Origin of the sequence: Sphingomonas sp. LaA6.9 (genome assembly GCF_022601895.1) — a bacterium.
Lineage (GTDB): Bacteria > Pseudomonadota > Alphaproteobacteria > Sphingomonadales > Sphingomonadaceae > Sphingobium_A.
In genome coordinates this window covers 22,897-40,136 of sequence record NZ_JAKVIO010000037.1, presented here as the reverse complement: position 1 = coordinate 40,136, position 17,240 = coordinate 22,897, and the positions used below count along the sequence as shown (strand labels likewise).

The 17,240-nt window shown below is 60.9% G+C and carries 18 protein-coding genes; 9 read left to right on the top strand and 9 right to left on the bottom strand.

Going from position 1 to position 17,240, the window contains the following annotated elements; all coding sequences use genetic code 11:
* Nucleotides 1-149: 149 nt before the first annotated feature.
* The 4 genes from dld to MKI88_RS16550 are packed head-to-tail and all read right to left on the bottom strand — an operon-like array spanning nucleotide 150 to nucleotide 3,325.
* Nucleotides 150-1,862, bottom strand: a complete 1,713-nt coding sequence (gene dld, locus MKI88_RS16565) for a D-lactate dehydrogenase (RefSeq protein ID WP_241632587.1) — start codon at nucleotides 1,860-1,862, stop codon at nucleotides 150-152.
* Entirely contained in the window at nucleotides 1,863-2,477 is a 615-nt protein-coding gene (locus MKI88_RS16560) for a TetR/AcrR family transcriptional regulator (RefSeq protein ID WP_241632585.1), read from the bottom strand. It abuts the gene before it with no gap.
* Between the two features lie 14 nt (nucleotides 2,478-2,491).
* Nucleotides 2,492-2,968, bottom strand: coding sequence for an AtaL-like protein (locus tag MKI88_RS16555; protein ID WP_241632583.1), 477 nt, complete (start codon nucleotides 2,966-2,968; stop codon nucleotides 2,492-2,494).
* A 36-nt stretch (nucleotides 2,969-3,004) separates the two neighbouring features.
* Nucleotides 3,005-3,325, bottom strand: coding sequence for a 2Fe-2S iron-sulfur cluster-binding protein (locus MKI88_RS16550; RefSeq protein WP_241632581.1), 321 nt, complete (start codon nucleotides 3,323-3,325; stop codon nucleotides 3,005-3,007).
* A 243-nt stretch (nucleotides 3,326-3,568) separates the two neighbouring features.
* Here MKI88_RS16550 and MKI88_RS16545 point away from each other — a divergent pair, with 243 nt between their 5' ends.
* The 6 genes from MKI88_RS16545 (at nucleotide 3,569) to MKI88_RS16520 (ending at nucleotide 9,363) form a co-directional block, all read left to right on the top strand.
* Nucleotides 3,569-4,357, top strand: a complete 789-nt coding sequence (locus MKI88_RS16545) for an IclR family transcriptional regulator (RefSeq protein ID WP_241632580.1) — start codon at nucleotides 3,569-3,571, stop codon at nucleotides 4,355-4,357.
* 442 nt (nucleotides 4,358-4,799) lie between these two features.
* Nucleotides 4,800-5,756: a fumarylacetoacetate hydrolase family protein gene (locus MKI88_RS16540; RefSeq protein WP_241632579.1), complete on the top strand. Its 957-nt coding sequence runs from the start codon at nucleotides 4,800-4,802 to the stop codon at nucleotides 5,754-5,756.
* 222 nt (nucleotides 5,757-5,978) lie between these two features.
* Nucleotides 5,979-6,725 (top strand): SDR family oxidoreductase, encoded by a 747-nt coding sequence (locus MKI88_RS16535; protein WP_241632578.1) that lies wholly within the window; start codon nucleotides 5,979-5,981, stop codon nucleotides 6,723-6,725.
* 51 nt (nucleotides 6,726-6,776) lie between these two features.
* A complete protein-coding gene (locus MKI88_RS16530) occupies nucleotides 6,777-7,271 on the top strand; it encodes a VOC family protein (RefSeq protein ID WP_241632576.1) in 495 nt (164 codons plus the stop codon).
* Nucleotides 7,268-8,086, top strand: a complete 819-nt coding sequence (locus tag MKI88_RS16525) for a pirin family protein (RefSeq protein ID WP_241632574.1) — start codon at nucleotides 7,268-7,270, stop codon at nucleotides 8,084-8,086. The genes MKI88_RS16530 and MKI88_RS16525 overlap by 4 nt, the downstream gene beginning before the upstream one ends.
* A 50-nt stretch (nucleotides 8,087-8,136) precedes the next feature.
* Nucleotides 8,137-9,363 (top strand): NAD(P)/FAD-dependent oxidoreductase, encoded by a 1,227-nt coding sequence (locus MKI88_RS16520; protein WP_241632573.1) that lies wholly within the window; start codon nucleotides 8,137-8,139, stop codon nucleotides 9,361-9,363.
* A gap of 144 nt (nucleotides 9,364-9,507) precedes the next feature.
* On the opposite strand, the gene MKI88_RS16515 is transcribed toward MKI88_RS16520, so the two are convergent.
* Nucleotides 9,508-10,299 (bottom strand): alpha/beta fold hydrolase, encoded by a 792-nt coding sequence (locus MKI88_RS16515; RefSeq protein WP_281063752.1) that lies wholly within the window; start codon nucleotides 10,297-10,299, stop codon nucleotides 9,508-9,510.
* A 102-nt stretch (nucleotides 10,300-10,401) separates the two neighbouring features.
* Nucleotides 10,402-11,262, bottom strand: a complete 861-nt coding sequence (locus MKI88_RS16510; protein ID WP_241632572.1) for a fumarylacetoacetate hydrolase family protein — start codon at nucleotides 11,260-11,262, stop codon at nucleotides 10,402-10,404.
* Between the two features lie 146 nt (nucleotides 11,263-11,408).
* Between MKI88_RS16510 and MKI88_RS16505 the strand changes: the two genes are divergently transcribed.
* The 3 genes from MKI88_RS16505 to MKI88_RS16495 all read left to right on the top strand — a co-directional run bounded on the left by MKI88_RS16505 (nucleotide 11,409) and on the right by MKI88_RS16495 (nucleotide 14,400).
* The gene (locus tag MKI88_RS16505; protein ID WP_348636268.1) at nucleotides 11,409-12,029 is read left to right on the top strand and encodes a nuclear transport factor 2 family protein; all 621 of its coding nucleotides are present in this window, start codon (nucleotides 11,409-11,411) and stop codon (nucleotides 12,027-12,029) included.
* A 138-nt stretch (nucleotides 12,030-12,167) separates the two neighbouring features.
* Complete coding sequence (locus tag MKI88_RS16500) at nucleotides 12,168-13,613, top strand: aldehyde dehydrogenase family protein (protein WP_407073374.1); 1,446 nt, start codon at nucleotides 12,168-12,170, stop codon at nucleotides 13,611-13,613.
* On the top strand, nucleotides 13,606-14,400 hold the full coding sequence (locus MKI88_RS16495) for a 2-keto-4-pentenoate hydratase (RefSeq protein WP_241632570.1): 795 nt from the start codon (nucleotides 13,606-13,608) through the stop codon (nucleotides 14,398-14,400). The genes MKI88_RS16500 and MKI88_RS16495 overlap by 8 nt, the downstream gene beginning before the upstream one ends.
* A gap of 21 nt (nucleotides 14,401-14,421) precedes the next feature.
* Here MKI88_RS16495 and MKI88_RS16490 read toward each other — a convergent pair whose 3' ends face one another.
* The 3 genes from MKI88_RS16490 to MKI88_RS16480 form a co-directional block, all read right to left on the bottom strand.
* Nucleotides 14,422-15,564 (bottom strand): MFS transporter, encoded by a 1,143-nt coding sequence (locus MKI88_RS16490; protein WP_281063751.1) that lies wholly within the window; start codon nucleotides 15,562-15,564, stop codon nucleotides 14,422-14,424.
* Nucleotides 15,565-15,679: 115 nt separating this feature from the next.
* Complete coding sequence (locus tag MKI88_RS16485; RefSeq protein WP_241632567.1) at nucleotides 15,680-16,423, bottom strand: SDR family NAD(P)-dependent oxidoreductase; 744 nt, start codon at nucleotides 16,421-16,423, stop codon at nucleotides 15,680-15,682.
* A gap of 40 nt (nucleotides 16,424-16,463) precedes the next feature.
* Complete coding sequence (locus MKI88_RS16480) at nucleotides 16,464-17,231, bottom strand: SDR family NAD(P)-dependent oxidoreductase (protein WP_241632565.1); 768 nt, start codon at nucleotides 17,229-17,231, stop codon at nucleotides 16,464-16,466.
* Nucleotides 17,232-17,240 lie beyond the last annotated feature (9 nt).

Sequence of the window (17,240 nt, the reverse complement as noted above, 5' to 3'; positions counted from 1 at the left end):
GGGGCTCACCAAGCAGGCCTGGGACGATACCGTGGCGCTCCACCCGAGCATGGCCGAGGAACTGGTGCTGCTGAGATAGATGGGGCCCCGCCCGGACAGAAACTATGCCAGAAATTGATTGGCACGCACCAGCGGACCAGAAAAGAAGCCTATTCGTTCCACTTGCCGACTTTTGTCGTGTGACCAATTCCGGGATTGAAGGCGTTGCACGGATCAAGCGCCCGATAGTGAGCGACAAGGTCTGCTTTGGCGGTGTAGTGATGTCCCACATTGTGCTCAGCCGGGTATTCGGCACCGCGCTGATCTAGCAGCGCGAGCATCCTTTCTTCGATTGCCGCACAATCGGCGCCTTTGCGGACCACGTAATCCTGATGGAAGACGTGGCAGAAAAAATGTCCGTAATAGAGCTTGTGCCAGATGGACTCGTCGATCTCGCGAGGCAGGCTCTCGAACCAGTCTGTGTCGTTTCGGCGCAATGCCACGTCGATGGCGATGATGTCTTCGACCGATCGAGAGTGAATGGCGCGATAGCGGATTGCCGCCCCGGCCGTGACAAATCGATGGAGCAATGCTCGCTCGCGCTCTACCTCGGTGCACTCGAAACAGGCCCCGTCTGCGCTGTCGAAGAGTGCGGCGAGATAGGAGCGTGTCTCCTCAATTCCTGGGCCTGCCGCTTCCAGCAACAGGTGATGGTCGTACAAGGATCGGAAGTGATCGAGCCTTTTTGGCAAATGGCGCGGCAGGAAGGTGCTGGCCCATTGCAGCAGCCGATCGCTCGCATGGGTCGGGAGGAATCTGAAGCGCTCAAAAAAACTGTCGAACCTGCTTTTCCACGCAAAGAGCGTCGGCAGTCGATGCGCGCCGAGCCACAAGATCGCGAAGAAGGTGTCCTTGCCGTATTTTTCGGCGATATCGAATGCGTCCCGGTGAAGATACTCCCCCAGAACTGGAAGCGCACCGAACGACGTCAGAATGTGCCGGCGCAAGCACGTGAGGGTCGAGAGGTCGTTCGTGCCGATGTAGAACAGCCTGCGTTCCGCGTCCCTGGGAAAGGTGTCGAGCCGAACCGCGAATACGGCCAGTCTACCGGCGCTGCCCGAGGCTTCGTACAGTCGATGCGGATCGGCATTGTATCGCGCCGGACTGTCGGCTTCCACATCGCGCACCTGATTTGCATAGGCATGATCCGAGGCGTGGCCGCAGCCGAACGCAATGTTTTCTGCGGCATAATCCATGCGGTCCAGGCGCCCGAGAATTGTCTCGGGGTCGGAGCCCAGATCCACGCCCAGATGATTGATGAGCCGTAAGGAACCTATCTCGTCGAGCTGCGCGAACAGAGCAAGCTCGGTGTAAGCCGGGCCGCGCCTGACCAATGCTCCACCCGAATTGTTGCAGATACCTCCCATGACCGTTGCGCCGACGCAGGACGAACCAATCACCGAATGCGGTTCGCGATCGACCGGCCTTAGCCGCTTTTCGAGATCGTTAAGCGTCGCGCCAGGCAGGCAAATCACTTGCCGTCCTTCGTCGATGAGATCAATCCGGTCTATCCGGAGCGTATTGATCACGACGACATCGCGATCATAACCGGCCCCGTCCGGGGTGGATCCACCTGTCAGTCCGGTATTGGCCGCCTGCATGATGACGATGGTGTTGGTCGCCACACACGCTTGCAGAACGCGCCATTGCTCGACAAGACTGCCTGGCCGCACGACTGCCAGGACATCGCCGTCACCGAACCGGTATCCCTTGCGAAAACGACGCGTTTGATGGTCGCTGGTCAGGACGTGCTTCCGCCCCACGATCCCGGTCAGCTCGGAAAGCAATTGGTGTCTCGAATTTGATCGCCTCGGGACGTTCATTCACTGGCACCGGACTTTGCTCTGACGGTCAGCATGTCCCGCCGGCCGATAGGAATCAATGAGGGCTCTGGCCGATACAGTCAGGGCTGTTGAGGGGCCTTGATCGCCAAATATCTGGTGGCTGGCCATGGTGCCCTCGATCAGCAGGATGAGGCCATCGGCGAGGGCGCCAGGATCCTTTGAGGTAAGCTGCCGGGCGATCCTCGTGATCAGGGCGCGCATCTCGCGTTTGGAGCCTTCAAGGACAATGTGCCCCGGGTGTGCGGGCTGATGCAGTTCGATCGCGGTGTTGCTCAGCGCACATCCGCGAAAATCGGGGGAGGCAGCCTTGGCTGCATAATGCCCGACGATCGCGAGCAGTTGCGCGTCGGGAGGAGACAATAAGGCGGCGATACGCGTTAACGCAGCGCGATCTTCCGTGGCATTTTCTTCCAGGCAAGCTGCCACCAGAGCATCCTTGGATGCAAAGGTGCGGTACAGGGTTGGCTTGGTGATGCCCGCTTCGGTGACGATGTCATCAACACTGACTGCGCGGATGCCGCGCAGATAGAAGAGATCGCGCGCGACCGCGCAAATTCGCTCGGCCGCACGCTGCCTTTTCGCTGTTCGCTGCATCCGCGTGTCGATCGTCAGATCGTTCCGTCGCTCACGAGAGCGCGGGTGCGGGCAAGGGTAGAGAGCAAGGCGCGTTTATACCCGCGATCCTCACTGTCCATCATTGCCTGTTCCTCCTGCTCTTCCTTCCCGCCAGACTCGGCGTTGCGCAGGCCCAGCAGGCAGTAAAATTTGAGCTGCAGAGATCCGGCCTCATCCTCGAACAGCTCGTTGATGATCACGCCCTCGCGCGGTCCGGTGAACTGGTGAAATGACACCTTGGATTCAGGCTCGAAGGTGATGATTTCGGAGACTTCCTCGCCCAGGATCGTTGCCTCACGGACAATGTAGCGATCCCCTTCGACGACGACGTCGCACTTGGTGCAGATGCCGGGTGGCAGGAAAAGTCGGGCGTCGCGGGCCTTCAGTACCAGGCCCTTCCATATCTGTGCGCGGCTGAGTGCGGCTTCACCTTCCGGATTCACGGGCACGGTGGCAGTCGAATAAATCATGGCACTATCCTCATATTGATCGGGTTCGGCCCGCGGCTATTGGCTTTCCGGAAGGTGTACGATCAGGCCTTCGAGCTGTGAATTGACGGCGACCTGGCAGCCGAGGCGGCTCCCGGCGCGCCGCGGAACCAGAGTCTCGGCCAACATCTCGTCTTCGAGTTCATCCATGGGTGGAAGCCGTTCGCTCCAGGCGTCTTCGATGAAGCAATGGCATGTTGCGCAGGCGCATTGGCCGCCACAGATTCCTTCAATGCCAGGGATGCCGTTGTCGACGGCCGCCTTCATCACGCTGACGCCGACTGGTGCTTCGACGACATGTTCCGTTCCATCCGCTGCAACATATTTGATCAGGGGCATCCTCGCGTCACCTTTTGTACCCGCACTGGCGGGCCTGTCGTTGTTTATGACTGCGCTAACATTCATCTATTATGAATGCAATATATATTGGTGAATATAAGAAGGGTTGGTAAATGGCTGGTGCAGGGAGGTCGCAGTGCCACGTGAAAAGGCCACTTGCCCGTCCGTGATCGTCCGCTAGTTTCGATCAAGTGTTAGCAACTATGCGCAATTTGAAGCGTCCCCAACAATCAGGGAAATTCAGTGGTCGAGAGTGTCAGCAAAACCCAGTCAGCCGGAATTCAGTCCGTAGAAATCGGCATCAAGGTGCTCGACGTTTTTGCGGGCAGCACTTCGGCAATGTCGCTCAAGCAGGTTTGCGAAGCGTCAGGCATGGCGCCCAGCAAAGTCCATCGATACCTTGTCAGCTTCGTGCGCAGCGGCATGCTGATTCAGTTCGGACCAAATGGTCTTTACGATCTTGGTCCAACGGCCCGGCGCCTTGGTCTTGTAGCGATGGGGCGCCTGGATTCGTTCGCGATCGCCAGCAAACACCTCCTCTTATTGCGGGACACGACCGGGCATACCGTCTGTCTTACGATTTGGGGTGACTCAGGGCCTGTCCTCGTGCGCTGGGAAAATGGATCGGCCCCGCTGATGGTGAACCTGCGAGTCGGCAGTTCGATGCCCTTGACCGAGTCTGCAATTGGTCGCTTGTTCCTCGCGCATATGCCGCCCGTGGTGACGCAGCCGGTCCTCAAACGACAAAAGCAGATGGCCAGCGCGGATGCAGGCGCCCCATCGCTTTCGGACCGCGAACTGGAAGAAGTCCGCGCCGCCAGAACCGTCCACTTGTCGTCGGCCCTGATTGCCGGTGTCGACGCAGTCGCGGCGCCCGTCTTTGACGCGCAGGAAAATCTGTCGTCGGTTATCTGCCTGCTGGCTTCGCACGAAGCCTTGCGGGGGCGGGGCAGTGCGAAAGTCATATCTGCCGTGGAGGAAACCGCGCGCCGGATTTCCTATGAGCTTGGATACGGACTGACTGAAGGCTGATCTTTGCTGGCCTCGGCAGTCGAACGCCTGCTTTGCGCTTTGTGGGATCTGTTGCTGGCCGGGGGAGAGGGGGCGATGACGTCCGCTGTCTGGTTGCCGACCAGTTTTTGCGCCGCGTCGCCCTGCTGAGGTGGGCGCAAGCAACGCGGCAGGCGCGAATCGCTGCGCGGAAAAATGGGTCACATCCGTCCCCGGGACTGCGGCGGTCCGAAGACAACCTGATAACACCAGCGCAGGGATCGAAAAAGCGCGCGCGCGTGCGAGCGCCTGGCTGGATGCCAAGTCGTTGCCGGTCTGCGCAGATGTTCCGAAGAAGGGTGAGTTTGCGGCGATCAACCGAAGGGCAACGTCGACCTTTTGAAATTCACCATTGATGGTTGCATATATTAATGTGGAATTGTAGGGTGGCGACAAATCGATAGAACGTGCTGGAGAGCGATTGATGAAAATTGCGAGTATCGTGTTGGGCACGCAAATTCGCGCAGCAGTTCTGGTAGGTGAGGCGGAACTGCTCGTGCCGTCGCTGATTCCCGCAGGCCCGGCCAGCGCGCTGCCCTCAACGGTGAAGGGCATATTGGCGCAAGCGGACGGGCTCGAGCAGCTGCGCGCCGTTGTCACCGATTTCGAGGCAGGCAAGGGGGCGAGCCCTGAAGAGCTCCGTTCGATGGGTGCGCTCTTGTCGGAGACGGGCGCGCAGTTTTCGGCGCCGGTCTCTGATCCCTTGCATTTCATGGGATGTGGCGCTTCCTACCATCAGCATCTCGAGGAAATGGGCGGGGTTCCGGTTCCCGCGCACCCGATCCTGTTTCTCTGCTCGGCTGGGTCGCTCGGCGGCCACCGCCAGCCCGTGATCATGCCGCCCCACCAGGCGACGATGCTCGACTATGAAGGTGAACTTGCCGTCGTAATCGGCAAACCCTGCTATGCGGTAAGTGTCGAGGAGGCGCTGAACCATGTTGCGGGCTATACCGTCCACAATGACGTTTCGGCACGCGACCATGTCGCCGAGGTGAAGGCGGTGACGGTTCCCACCGCAATGCTTGACGCCTGGGGGCGCAATGTTGCTGCCAAACAGCATCCCACCTTGTCACCAATCGGACCCTATCTTGTAACCACGGATGAAATTCCTGATCCGCACGCGTTGCGTATGACGACCAGGGTCAACGGCGAAATCGTCCAGGACGTAGGAACGGATGACCTGATCTTCAGCGTCGCCCATTATGTTTCCTATGTTTCCTACTGGTACGCGCTGGTGCCTGGCGACATCATTTCGACAGGCACGCCGGGCGGCGTTGGTGCAGCGAAGAAGCCGCCGGTTTTCCTAAAGGAAGGCGATACCGTCGAGGTTACCATCACGGGGCTGGGCACATTGTCCAATGTGCTGAAGCGTTCGCAGTAACATGCTGCTCAGGGACGCCTTTGACCTGATCGATTTTCTGACGACCCGCACGCACGTTCGAAATTCCGCGCAAGATCAGGCCAGGGGGCCTGTCACTGCTGCGCGCTCGGGGTTGCGACGCGACGTCTCCGTCCGACTTGCAAACCCGCCCAAGGTCGGCGCCCCCGACCAATCCGATGCCCAACCACGCACGCGCGTCCGCAAGGAACAATAGGAAAATCGATGGCGACAGTCCTGATCACCGGAGCCAACAGGGGCCTGGGCCTTGAGTTTGCGCGGCAGTTTTCAGTGCAAGGCTGGCATGTCCATGCCTGCTGTCGATCGCCTGATCAGGCAGGCGAACTGGCCGAACTGGCGAATGCTGCGGCCGATCGCTTCACGGTGCATGCCCTCGACATCGACGATTTTAGCACAGTCGACGCGCTGGCAAGTCGCCTCGGCGGCGTGCCGGTCGACCTGTTGATCAATAATGCGGGCATTCTGGACAACCGACCGGTGAGCTTCTCCGAAGGCGCGAGATCTTCGCTGCAGGCGCTTGGGGCTATCGACTATGAAGGTTGGGGCCAGGTGTTCCACGTCAACGTGATCGGGCCGATGCGTGTCACGGAGGCTCTTCTGTCGAACGTGCTTGCGAGTACCGTCAAGAAGATCGTCATGATTTCCAGCATCATGGGAAGCATCACTGCGAGCGATCCGGATGCGTTCCCGCCTGGCGGCGGCGTTTATATCTACCGCACCACAAAGGCCGCCCTCAACATGATTGCTCGAAACCTGGCCGCGGATCTGAAGGCACGCGGCGTGATTGTCCTGTCGGTCAATCCGGGGTGGGTGAAAACCGAAATGGGCGGCGAGGACGGCATGTTCACGCCTGAAACCAGCGTCGCCAACATGATCAAGGCCATCGAGGCGAGCGATCTCGCCAGCACCGGCTCGTTCATCTCGCATGATGGAACAAGGCTGCCCTGGTAGACGATCGCTCGCAGAATAATGTGCCAATCAAGACAAATCCGGGAGGTTGCCATGTCCGACACCAAGCCCAAGCCAATTCTTGATCTTAAATTTCTTTCGCACGGAACGCTGGAAGTTCATGACATCGACAAGTCGATCGAATTCTATGAGCGGTTTCTCGGGTTCGAGTTCGTCCGTACCAGCCCGATCTCCGGCATGGTCCGGCTTGGCGGAAACCACATCTATGTCGTGGTGCAGGGCCCGAAGGGTAAGCCCATGCCCTATACCAACCACAACGGCATCGACGTTGCGACCAAGGAGGACGTCGACCGCGCGCATGCGCTTTGTGTGGAGCATAAGGAAGAATTCCAGCTCAAGGCCATCACCAGGCCCATTTTGCAGCACGACGTCTATGCCTTCTATTTCCGCGATCGCGACGCCAACTGGTGGGAGATCCTGGCGAATCCCGAAGGCGGCTATACGCAACGCTTCGAGCGATACCTCAAATCCGGCCCGGTGAAGGATGTCCGCGAAATGTTTCCAGGCACCACCGACGCGGCGAAATGATGGCCCGCAACATTCGCACGCGCACGTGCGGGGCAAGGCGCGGACCAATCACGCGGCTGGTCAGCCCCTCGGACCTTGGCGAACTCATCAAGCCGTTCGTATTTCTCGACCTTGCCGAGATTCCCGCTGGTCCTGAAGGCGCGATGCGCTGGCACCCGCATTCAGGAATAGCCACGGTTACCCTCATTCTGGAAGGCAAGGTTGACTATCAGGAAACCACGGGCGTGAAGGGGCAGCTCGCAGCGGGGGGCGTCGAATGGATGGCAGCGGGCTCGGGCGTCTGGCACACGGGGGCACCATCGGGTGGAAAGCCAGTTCGTGGTTTTCAGCTATGGGTCGCCTTGCCGCCCGAACGCGAAATGGGCGCGCCGGAGAGCCGCTATCTTGATGCCGAAGATGTGCCCCACCAAGGGCCCGCAAGGATTCTGCTCGGCCGACTCGGTTCTGCTGCCAGTCCCATCGATGCTCCGGCGGGCATCAACTATCTCGACGTTCGGCTGAAGCCCGGAGAGCGCTGGGACTATCTAATGCCTGATGGCCATGAGGTGGCCTGGCTGGCCGTATACTCCGGCAGTCTGGAATGCACCGAACCGGCGTCGACCGGTGAACTCCTGATCTTCGAAGAAGGCAACGGCGCGATTTCGATCACCAGCGAGGAAGGAGTTGGCTTTGTCCTGGGTTCAGCGGTGAAGCATCCCCATGAGCTGCACCTGGGCAATCATTCCGTGCACACCAGTGCGGACTCGCTGCGGGAGGGTGAGGCGCAAATAACGCGCATAGCAGGCGACCTCCGCAAAGCTCGCATCCTGGCATAAGGCCGCGCCCCGGACCGCGGCGAGACCTGTTTCACAGATGAGGCGAAGCCATGACCAGATTTGACGTGCTCGTTATTGGCGCGGGCCATGGGGGCGCGCAAATCGCGATCAGCCTGCGCCAACACGGCTTTGAAGGAAGTGTCGCGATCATCGGCGATGAACCCGAAATCCCTTATGAGCGTCCGCCACTATCCAAGGAATATCTTGCGGGCGAGAAGCCGTTTGGGCGGACCTTGATCCGTCCTGCCGTATTCTGGGCCGACCGCAAGGTCGAACTGTTGACGGGAAAGCGTGTGGCCGAGGTCGATCCGTCAGCAAAACAGGTCGTGCTCTCGAGCGGTGAGGCGATCAGCTATGGCAAACTCGTCTGGGCAACGGGTGGGCGTCCACGCCGGCTCGATTGCGCGGGTGCGGATCTGAAGGGCCTCCATGTGGTCCGCACCAGGGCGGACGCCGACAGCATGATGGCAGAGCTCGACACGGTCAGCGACGTCGTGGTGATTGGCGGCGGCTATATCGGGCTCGAGACAGCGGCGGTGCTCAACAAGCTCGGCAAGAAAGTGACCGTTCTGGAGGCGCTGCCGCGTGTGCTCGCGCGCGTCGCGGGCGAGCCGTTGTCGCGCTTCTACGAGGCTGAACACCGCGCGCAGGGCGTGGAGGTGCGGCTGGGCGCGTGTTCGGTGGGATTCACGGGTGAGGGCGGCCGCGTCTCCGGCGTCCATATTCAAGGCGGTGAAGTGATCCGGGCGCAGATGGTGATCATCGGCATCGGCATCATCCCCGCGGTGGAGCCACTAATCGCGGCAGGCGCCGCAGGGAGCAACGGCGTCGATGTCGATCCCTTTTGCAAGACTTCGCTCGCCGATATCTATGCGATCGGCGACTGCGCAGCGCATGCGAACGATTTCGCGGACGGTGCCCGCATCCGGCTCGAATCGGTGCAGAATGCGATTGACCAGGCGAATGTTGTCGCCAAGGCGATCCTTGGCGATGCGCAGCCCTATCATGCGGTGCCGTGGTTCTGGTCCAACCAATATGATCTTCGGCTCCAGACCGTCGGACTTTCGATCGATCACGACGAATGTCTTGTCCGCGGCGATCCTGAGAAGCGCTCCTTCTCGGTCATTTACTTGAAGCACGGGCGCGTGGTGGCGCTCGACTGCGTCAATGCGACCAGGGACTATGTGCAGGGGCGCAGGCTCGTGACCGGGCGGTTGTCGCCCGACAAGGCGAAGCTGGCCGATATCACGTGGCCGTTGAAGGACCTGACCGCCTAGCGGCACTGTCGCTTCGGCTCCTGATCCAATCCCACATATTCGCCATGAAGTGTGAAGATGGGTCGGTTAGGTGCGCAAAAAAGATCGCAAGCTGGGTGGCGAAGGGCTTGCGATCCAGTGGGTTCTGGCACTCGGGATCCAGAGTCATTCCTCGCCGGTGAGGAATGTTTCCAGCAAAGCGCAGAATTCGCGCGCGCGTTCGATCTGAACCCAATGACCACATTGGCCAAAGACATGGAGCTGCGCGCGCGGGACGATCGCCTGTGCCCGGAAGCTGACTTCCAGAGGAACAAAGGCATCTTCACGACCGTGAATGAGCAGTGTTTCACACTGGATGCTGCCGAGCAGTTCTTCGCTCAGCGCCATCGCATTCACGACGTTCTGCCGGGGGGCCGGGAACATCGCGCGGAAGGCCTTATGGTAATCGGGACGCGTACTGGCATTGTAGCGGTTCTCGACAAGCGCCTCGGTGATCAGGGCCTTGTTGTACGGAAAGGTGTTCAGCAGCTCGCGCATTATCTCCACGGAGGGTTCATATCCCCAGCCGAGATTATCGAGCGCGGGCGTAATGGGGTGCGCCAGGATATTCGCGCCCATCATCGCCAGGCGCGAGGTGCGTTCGGGATAGCGCGCTGCGAAATGGGCAGCGAGCGTTCCGCCGAAAGAATTTCCGACAAACGAGACCTTTTTGAGGCCCATCGCATCCAGGAACGAGACGAGATGCGTCAGCCAATAGTCCATGGTGTAGTTGGCGCTCGGATCGAGCTCGGTGAACCCAAACCCGGCGACATCATAAGCAATGACGCGCGAATGCCGGGCGAGCTCCGGAATTGAAAGGCGCCAGTTCGCCCAGGCGCTCACGCCTGGCCCCGAGCCATGGATCAGGACAACCGGCGAGCCCGTGCCGACATCGTGGTAATTGGTCTGCAGGCCCATGGCTTCGATCGACTGCCCGATTTCAGGCATTCTGGTGTCAACCGCTTGTTGCATTTCATCTCTCCTGGATCTGTTGCTGGTTTTCTTGTGATTGAGGTTGGGTCAGGCGGCAGCGAGATCGAGACCGGCCTCGTCCACGACGCGATTGCTCAGTGTTCCGATGCCGTCGATTTCCACGCTGACTGTGTCGCCCGGCTTGAGCCACCGCGGCGGGTCTGCATTCAGGCCCACGCCAAGCGGCGTGCCCATCGCAATCATGTCGCCGGGCTGCAGCGGGTAGATGCCGGAGAGATAGGAGATTACGTGCGGGACGTCGAAGAGCAGGTCGTCGAGCGTTGCCTGCTGCACGATTTTTTCGTTGACCCTGGTGGTGAGCGTGAGCCGTGTCGGATCAGCAATTTCGTCAGCGGTTGTCAGCCATGGCCCGGCAGCACCGCTACGCCAGAAGTTCTTGCCCGGCGTGTCCTGAGACGTGTGCCGCTGATAGTCGCGAATTGAGCCGTCGTTGAAGCAGCAATAGCCGGCAACATGGTCAAGCGCGTCTTCGGCGCGAATATGACGTCCTGCTCGTCCGATGACGACCGCGAGTTCGCCTTCATAGTCGAACTGTTCCGACACTGTCGGCCTGACAATTTCCTCGCCATGGCCGACTACTGAGTGTGGAAAGCGGGCGAAGAGGACCGGGTATTCCAGAAAGTCGAGCCCCATCTGGTGCATCGCCTTCTTGAAGTTGCGGCCAACGCACATGATCCGGCCCGGATCGGGAATGGGGGGCAGCAGCTCCAGCTGCGACAGCGCCAGGCGTGTCGGCGCGCTGTCCACGGCGCGACGCAATTCGTCGAGGTGGGGCAATGCGGTTTTGAGCGTCGGAAATGGTAACTGTGCCGAGAGGACTGCGACCTCGCCATTAACGAGGGCGCCATAGCCCGTGGTCGCGCGCGACTTGAAGCTGACCAACTTCATTGTGGATTCCCTGTCGATGCGAGGTCGGTTTCGTGCCGGGCGAGGGCGCCTGATCGTGTGGCGATCATTTGACGTTCGGGGATGGTTGCCTTCTTCATGATGAGTGTGTAGCGTTCTCATATAGTGAATGCAACCATGAATAGTGAATGTACCGGCAGGCGATTGCATTGGATCGGGTGGGCGCGCCGAAGGCGATTTCCCATCCTGCGAAGACGTTTCGCCGCTTCCGGGATGCGGCACAGTGCCCATTCCACGGCTCCGCACAACCGGTGCCGAACGAAAGCAAGGGAGAGAGAGTTGTGACAGCGACACCACTGACCAGCGATGCAATGGAGCAATGGATTCGGGATTATTTCGATGCCTGCAACTCGGGGGACATCGAGAGGATCGCGGCATTTTTCGAAGCCGATGGCGTCCATTATTTTCCACCTGGGATGTATGAGGGGCCCTTCAAAGACGCTCACACGATCGGGCGTAAATGGAGTGAGGCGGTCGAGAGGCTGGGCTCCTATTGGACCGTCGATCAGGTCATTTGCGATCCCGAGACGCGTCGTGCGGTCATCGAGTGGACGCACTTCAAGCGGAAGTCGGGCGTCATCCTGCGGGGCGACGAGTGGTACATCTTCAGCCCTGAAGGCCGCATCAAGGAAATACGCGCTTATTATGCGTCGCCCCAGGACGGTGAGTTGCAAACGCTTGAGCTCGGCGGCTTCGACTATGTCGGACGCGGCTATCCCTTGGCGGCTCCTGTCGATCAACCGGCTTGAGCCTGGCGGATGCCGGACGGAGTGCGGTGGCCAAGCGCTTTTTTGGAGGGGCGCTCAGCCCCGAGGCTGCCGCACTTCAACACACATGTTCTTTAGCGCAGCCGCTGCGGCGCGAAAAAAATCAATGGAGCGAATTCAATGGGTGAAGGAATACTCGATCTCCGGCATCTCATTGCGGGGGAGTGGAGAAAGTCCGAAGCGAGACAGCCTCGTTTCAATCCGTCTGACACAGACGAAACGGTGGCCCGCGCTCCAATCGGTGTTCTCGCCGATCTTGAAGACGCCGTGTCCGCGGCGCGCGCCGCGTTCCCGTCATGGGCGGCCGCATCGCCCGAGGTGCGCGCTGACTGCCTTGACCGGATTGGCTCTACCCTTCTTTCGCGCGCGCCCATGCTCGGTCGATTGCTGAGCAGGGAAGAGGGCAAGACGCTTGCTGAGGGTATCGGCGAAGTCTCGCGTGCAGCGAGGATCTTTAAATATTTTGCTGGCGAGGCGTTGCGGCGACATGGCCAGAATCTGGATTCCGTGCGGCCGGGTGTCGAAATCCAGACCTATCGCCAGGCGGTGGGCGTTATCGGGCTCATCACACCCTGGAACTTCCCGATCGCCATCCCGGCGTGGAAATCGGCGCCGGCCCTTGCCTTTGGAAATGCCGTGGTCATGAAACCCGCGAGCCTTACACCCGCCATCGCGGTCGCGCTCGCCGAGATCATGGTTGAATCCGGGGTCCCCTCGGGTGTTTTCAACCTCGTCATAGGGCCCGGGTCGATCGGGGACGCGTTGGTTCGGCACCCCGGAATCGACGGCGTTTCGTTCACCGGCTCGCAGTCGGTGGGCTTGCAGGTGGCAAGTGCCGCGGCGGCTCGGCAGGCTCGGTTCCAGCTGGAAATGGGCGGCAAGAACCCTCTGGTGATCCTTGACGATGCTGACCTCGACCGGGCCGTCGCGGTTGCGATTGATGGCGCTTTCTTCGGTACCGGGCAGCGCTGCACAGCGTCGAGCCGCTTGATCGTTGCCGAGGGCGTGCATGACAAATTCATCGCCGCCATGGCTGAGAGGATGCGAAATCTACGCGTAGGGCACGCGCTTTCGGCGGATACGCAGATCGGCCCAGCCGCCAGCCAGGCCCAGCAGGAGCAGAGCTATGCCTTCATCGCGCGGGCGCAAGGCGAGGGGGGTGTCCTGGTCGCGGGAGGCGCGCGTATCACGCGCGACCATCCCGGTTGGTATGTCGAACCCGCGTTGATTGGCGAGACCGCGATGGAAATGGAGATCAACCGGCTCGAAGTCTTTGGTCCAGTGGCGAGCGTGATCAGGGTGAAGGACTATGACGAGGCCCTTGCCACGGCAAATGCCGGGGACTTTGGCCTTTCGGCGGGAATCGTGACGTCCTCGCTCAAATTTGCCCGTCACTTCCAGAAAGCTGTTCGTGCAGGGATGGTGATGACCAATCTGCCCACGGCCGGCGTGGATTATCATGTGCCCTTTGGCGGTATGGGCAGGTCGAGCTTCGGCGCGCGTGAACAGGGCTTTGCCGCGATCGAGTTCTATACACAGACGAAGACGGCCTACAGCTATGCGTGAGGCGCTGCCCTTGAACGCTGATCACCAGGCTTTGGCCAGGCGTCTGCGTGATGCCTATGAACGCGAGGCGATATCACCGCTGCGCGACGGCCTGCATCCGAACGATGTGGCGGCCGCATACGCTATCCAGGATGCCAATACGGCGTTCTGGAAAACCCAGGGGCGCCGCATTGTTGGCCGCAAGGTCGGTCTGACCGGTGAGGCGATTCAGAGGCAGCTCGGCGCGGAGGCGCCCGATCTTGGTGTACTGTTCGAGGACATGCGGGTCGCGGATGGCGGCGATCTCTCGCCCCGAAGGTTGATCCAACCGCGCGCGGAAGGCGAGATCGCACTCATCCTGGGACGCGACGTGCCGGGCGAGGAGACGAGCCCGGCGGACATGCTCGCGGCCGCCGAATGTGCGGTAGCTGCCATCGAGATCGTCGACAGCCGCATCGCGGACTGGAAAATCAGCCTTGCCGACACGATCGCCGACAATGCTTCGTCTGCTTTTTTCGTTCTGGGCAAGGAGCGCAAGGCCTTGACCGGCCTGGACCTGTTCAGCTGCGGGATGGTGCTCGAACTTAATGGCAAGGTCGCGTCGCTTGGAGCCGGTGCCGCGTGCCTGGGGCATCCTCTGGCCGCCGCTGCATGGGCAGCACGCGCTCTCGTGGCCGGAGGCGAGCCCCTCAAGGCCGGCGACATCGTGCTGACCGGTGCGCTTGGCCCCATGGTCCCGATCGCACCGGGAATGGATGTCTTGGTTCACATCGGTGGTCTTGGCAGGGCGGGCTTTCATCTCGGCTAGGCGCGAGGCCATCTGCCCGGATCATGCAAGGGCCCGAGCGCCCGCTTTGGCTTCATTTGTGGGACGAAGTGCAGCAATGAGAATGGCGACGCCGATGGGCAGTGCCGCGCACATCAGGTAAAGGCTTTCGGCCGGCAAGCCGGCAGCGATGAGATAGCCGGCAGCGATCGGCCCGAGGATTCCGCCGCAACGACCAATTCCGATGGCAAGGCCCGTGCCGCTTACGCGTACCGGGTCCGCAAAGAGGATTGGCGCGAGCGCATAGAGGCTTGTCATCGCGCCGCCCTGGAACAGGCCGACACATGCCGCGATGATGAACAGCAAATGGGTCGAGCCCGGCGCCATTCCGACGGTCGCAAGAGCCGGGCTGAAGGCCAGGAAGTAGGCCATGGTCACCCTGCGCCATCCGAAGCAATCGGCCAAAGGGCCGTAAGCCAGACCACCGACCAGCCCTCCAAGATTGATGATGAGTGTCGTCGTGAGGCCGATCTGAGCGGAAAAGCCCATCATCTCGACCAGGCGCGGCGACCAGTTCAGGACGAAGAACACGCTCAGCATGTGAAGGAAGAACGAGGCGGATATCAGCAATGTGCGGGGCAAGGCGTCGCCCTTCAACAAGGTGCTCATCGGCAGCTTGGTTCCCATGCCGGCCCAATTGGCTTCGGGCAGCCAGATCCAGTGCAGCAGGCAAACGATGGCGGTCCCGGCGCCCCCGATAAAGAAGATCGATTGCCATCCGAAATGTTCGATCAGGGCAACCGCCATTGCTCCACCAGCCATCGAGCCCAAAGGGTAACCCGCGGTGAAAATGCTGATCGCGAGATTCCGGCGCTCAGGGCGTGCGGCTTCGGCGACCACCGAATTCAGCGTGGCGAGGATTCCGCCGACACCAAGGCCGGTAATGAGCCGCAAGACGATGAGTTGCTCGATATTGGCGGCGAGGCCGGAAGCCAGCATCGCCAGTGCCATGGCCGCAAGGCAGCTGATCGCCACAGGACGGCGCCCGAAGCGGTCGGCGAGCGGAGCAAGGAAAAGCGCGCCAAGCGTCATTCCGGCGAGACCGGCACCAAAGAGCCATCCAAGGGTCACATGGTCAACCGTCCACGCGCGCGCGATCGCAGGGCCGGCAAAGGCGACGGCCATCACATCGAACCCGTCCATCATGTTTGCAAGCACGCAGACAAGGATGGCCGATACTGACGACGCGGACGAGCTTGGAGATCTCAGCTTCGTGCTCCTGAAAGAGTAGGCCCTGGGCACTGCCCGCGGCTCGAGGGCGTCAATTCTGCTCGAGGCGTAGCCATTTTGCGGCTTCGGCCTGAAGCGCCTCGGGATCGTCGCGCAGGCGCTGGCGCATGTCTTGGGCGCCTTCGCCTGCCCACACTTCGGTTTCATCCGAGCTCAAGCCTTCCACAACGGCCTTGGCGACGCCTTCGGGAGGGCTTTTGGGAATGTCGAGATTGGACATCATTCCGGTATCGATCGTGCCCGGGCATACCGCCATCACGAGTACGCCCTTCGGGCCAAGTTCGGCACGCATGGCATCGGTAAGCACGCGACAGGCGGCCTTGGTGGCGCAATAAGCGGCACAGAAAGGAAAGGTCACGAAGGCAAGCGGCGAGAGGAAGTTGACGATTGCGCCGCCGGCATTGCGGTTCACAACTGGCGCAAAGGCGCGGCACAAAAGCAGCTGGCCCCAATAGTTGACGTCCATTTCCTTGCGAAAGGCGCCGAGCGTCGCTGCCGCCAGATAGTTTTCGTGGACGACAATGCCGTGGCAGTTGATGAGGAGGTCGACGTCGCCATGTGCCGCCGCCACCCGCGCCACCTCGGCTTCATCCGTCACATCCAGCTCTTGCGGCACGACGCGCGTGTCGCGCGCCGCAATATCGTTGAGCTGCTTTCGATCGAGGTCGCAGGCGATGATCTTGCTGGCGCCGTTGTCGAGAAGCTCGAGCACGAGCGCGCGACCGATGCCGCCCGCTGCGCCTGTGACCAGCGCTGTCTTGCCGTCAATGTTCATTGCTGTTCCTCCAGCGAAATCAAAGTCCGTCGGGTGGCGATCACCATGCCATGGTGCCGCCGTCGATCGCGAAGTCGGCGCCGGTGACCCACCGCGATTCATCCGAGGCCAGATAGATTGCTGCCGGAATCACGTCCTCAGGCTCGCCAGGACGACCCAGCATGAGCCGGTCAAGCATCGTGCGAGACCAGTTCGGGTCCTCGAGGAGCGGCCTTGTCCCATCGCTCAGCACGAGGCCAGGGCTAATCGAGTTCACGCGGATCTGGTGAGCGCCGCCCTCCATTGCCAGATGCTTGGTCATCGCGATAACACCGCCCTTGCCGGCTGCGTGAGCCACAGCGGGCAGCATCTTGTACGCGCGCTTTCCTGACACCGAGCCGATGTTGATGATCGACCCGCCGCCGCCTGAGACCATGTGCGGCCACACAGACTGGGTCGCGAAGAAGATGATGTCGAGCTCATGCTTGAGCGTGAACGTCCACTGCGCGGCGGTCATTTCCATGAACCAGGCAAATTCCGCCGCGCCGCCATTGTTGTAGAGGACGTCGATTCTGCCAAACCGCTCAAGCGTGAACTTGGCCAGTCGTTGGGCACCCGTCTCATCCGACAGGTCGAGCGGATGCAGCGACGCCATCGATCCGCCCTCGGCCACCACAAGCTCGTATGTCTCCTGTGCGGAGCGCGCGTTGACGTCGCAACCTACGACATGTGCGCCTTGCGCGGCGAACATCCGAGCGGCTGCCCGACCCATGCTGCCACCCGACCCGGTGATGATGCAGACTTTTCCTGCCAGCCGCCCGTTTGCCACGCCTTACTC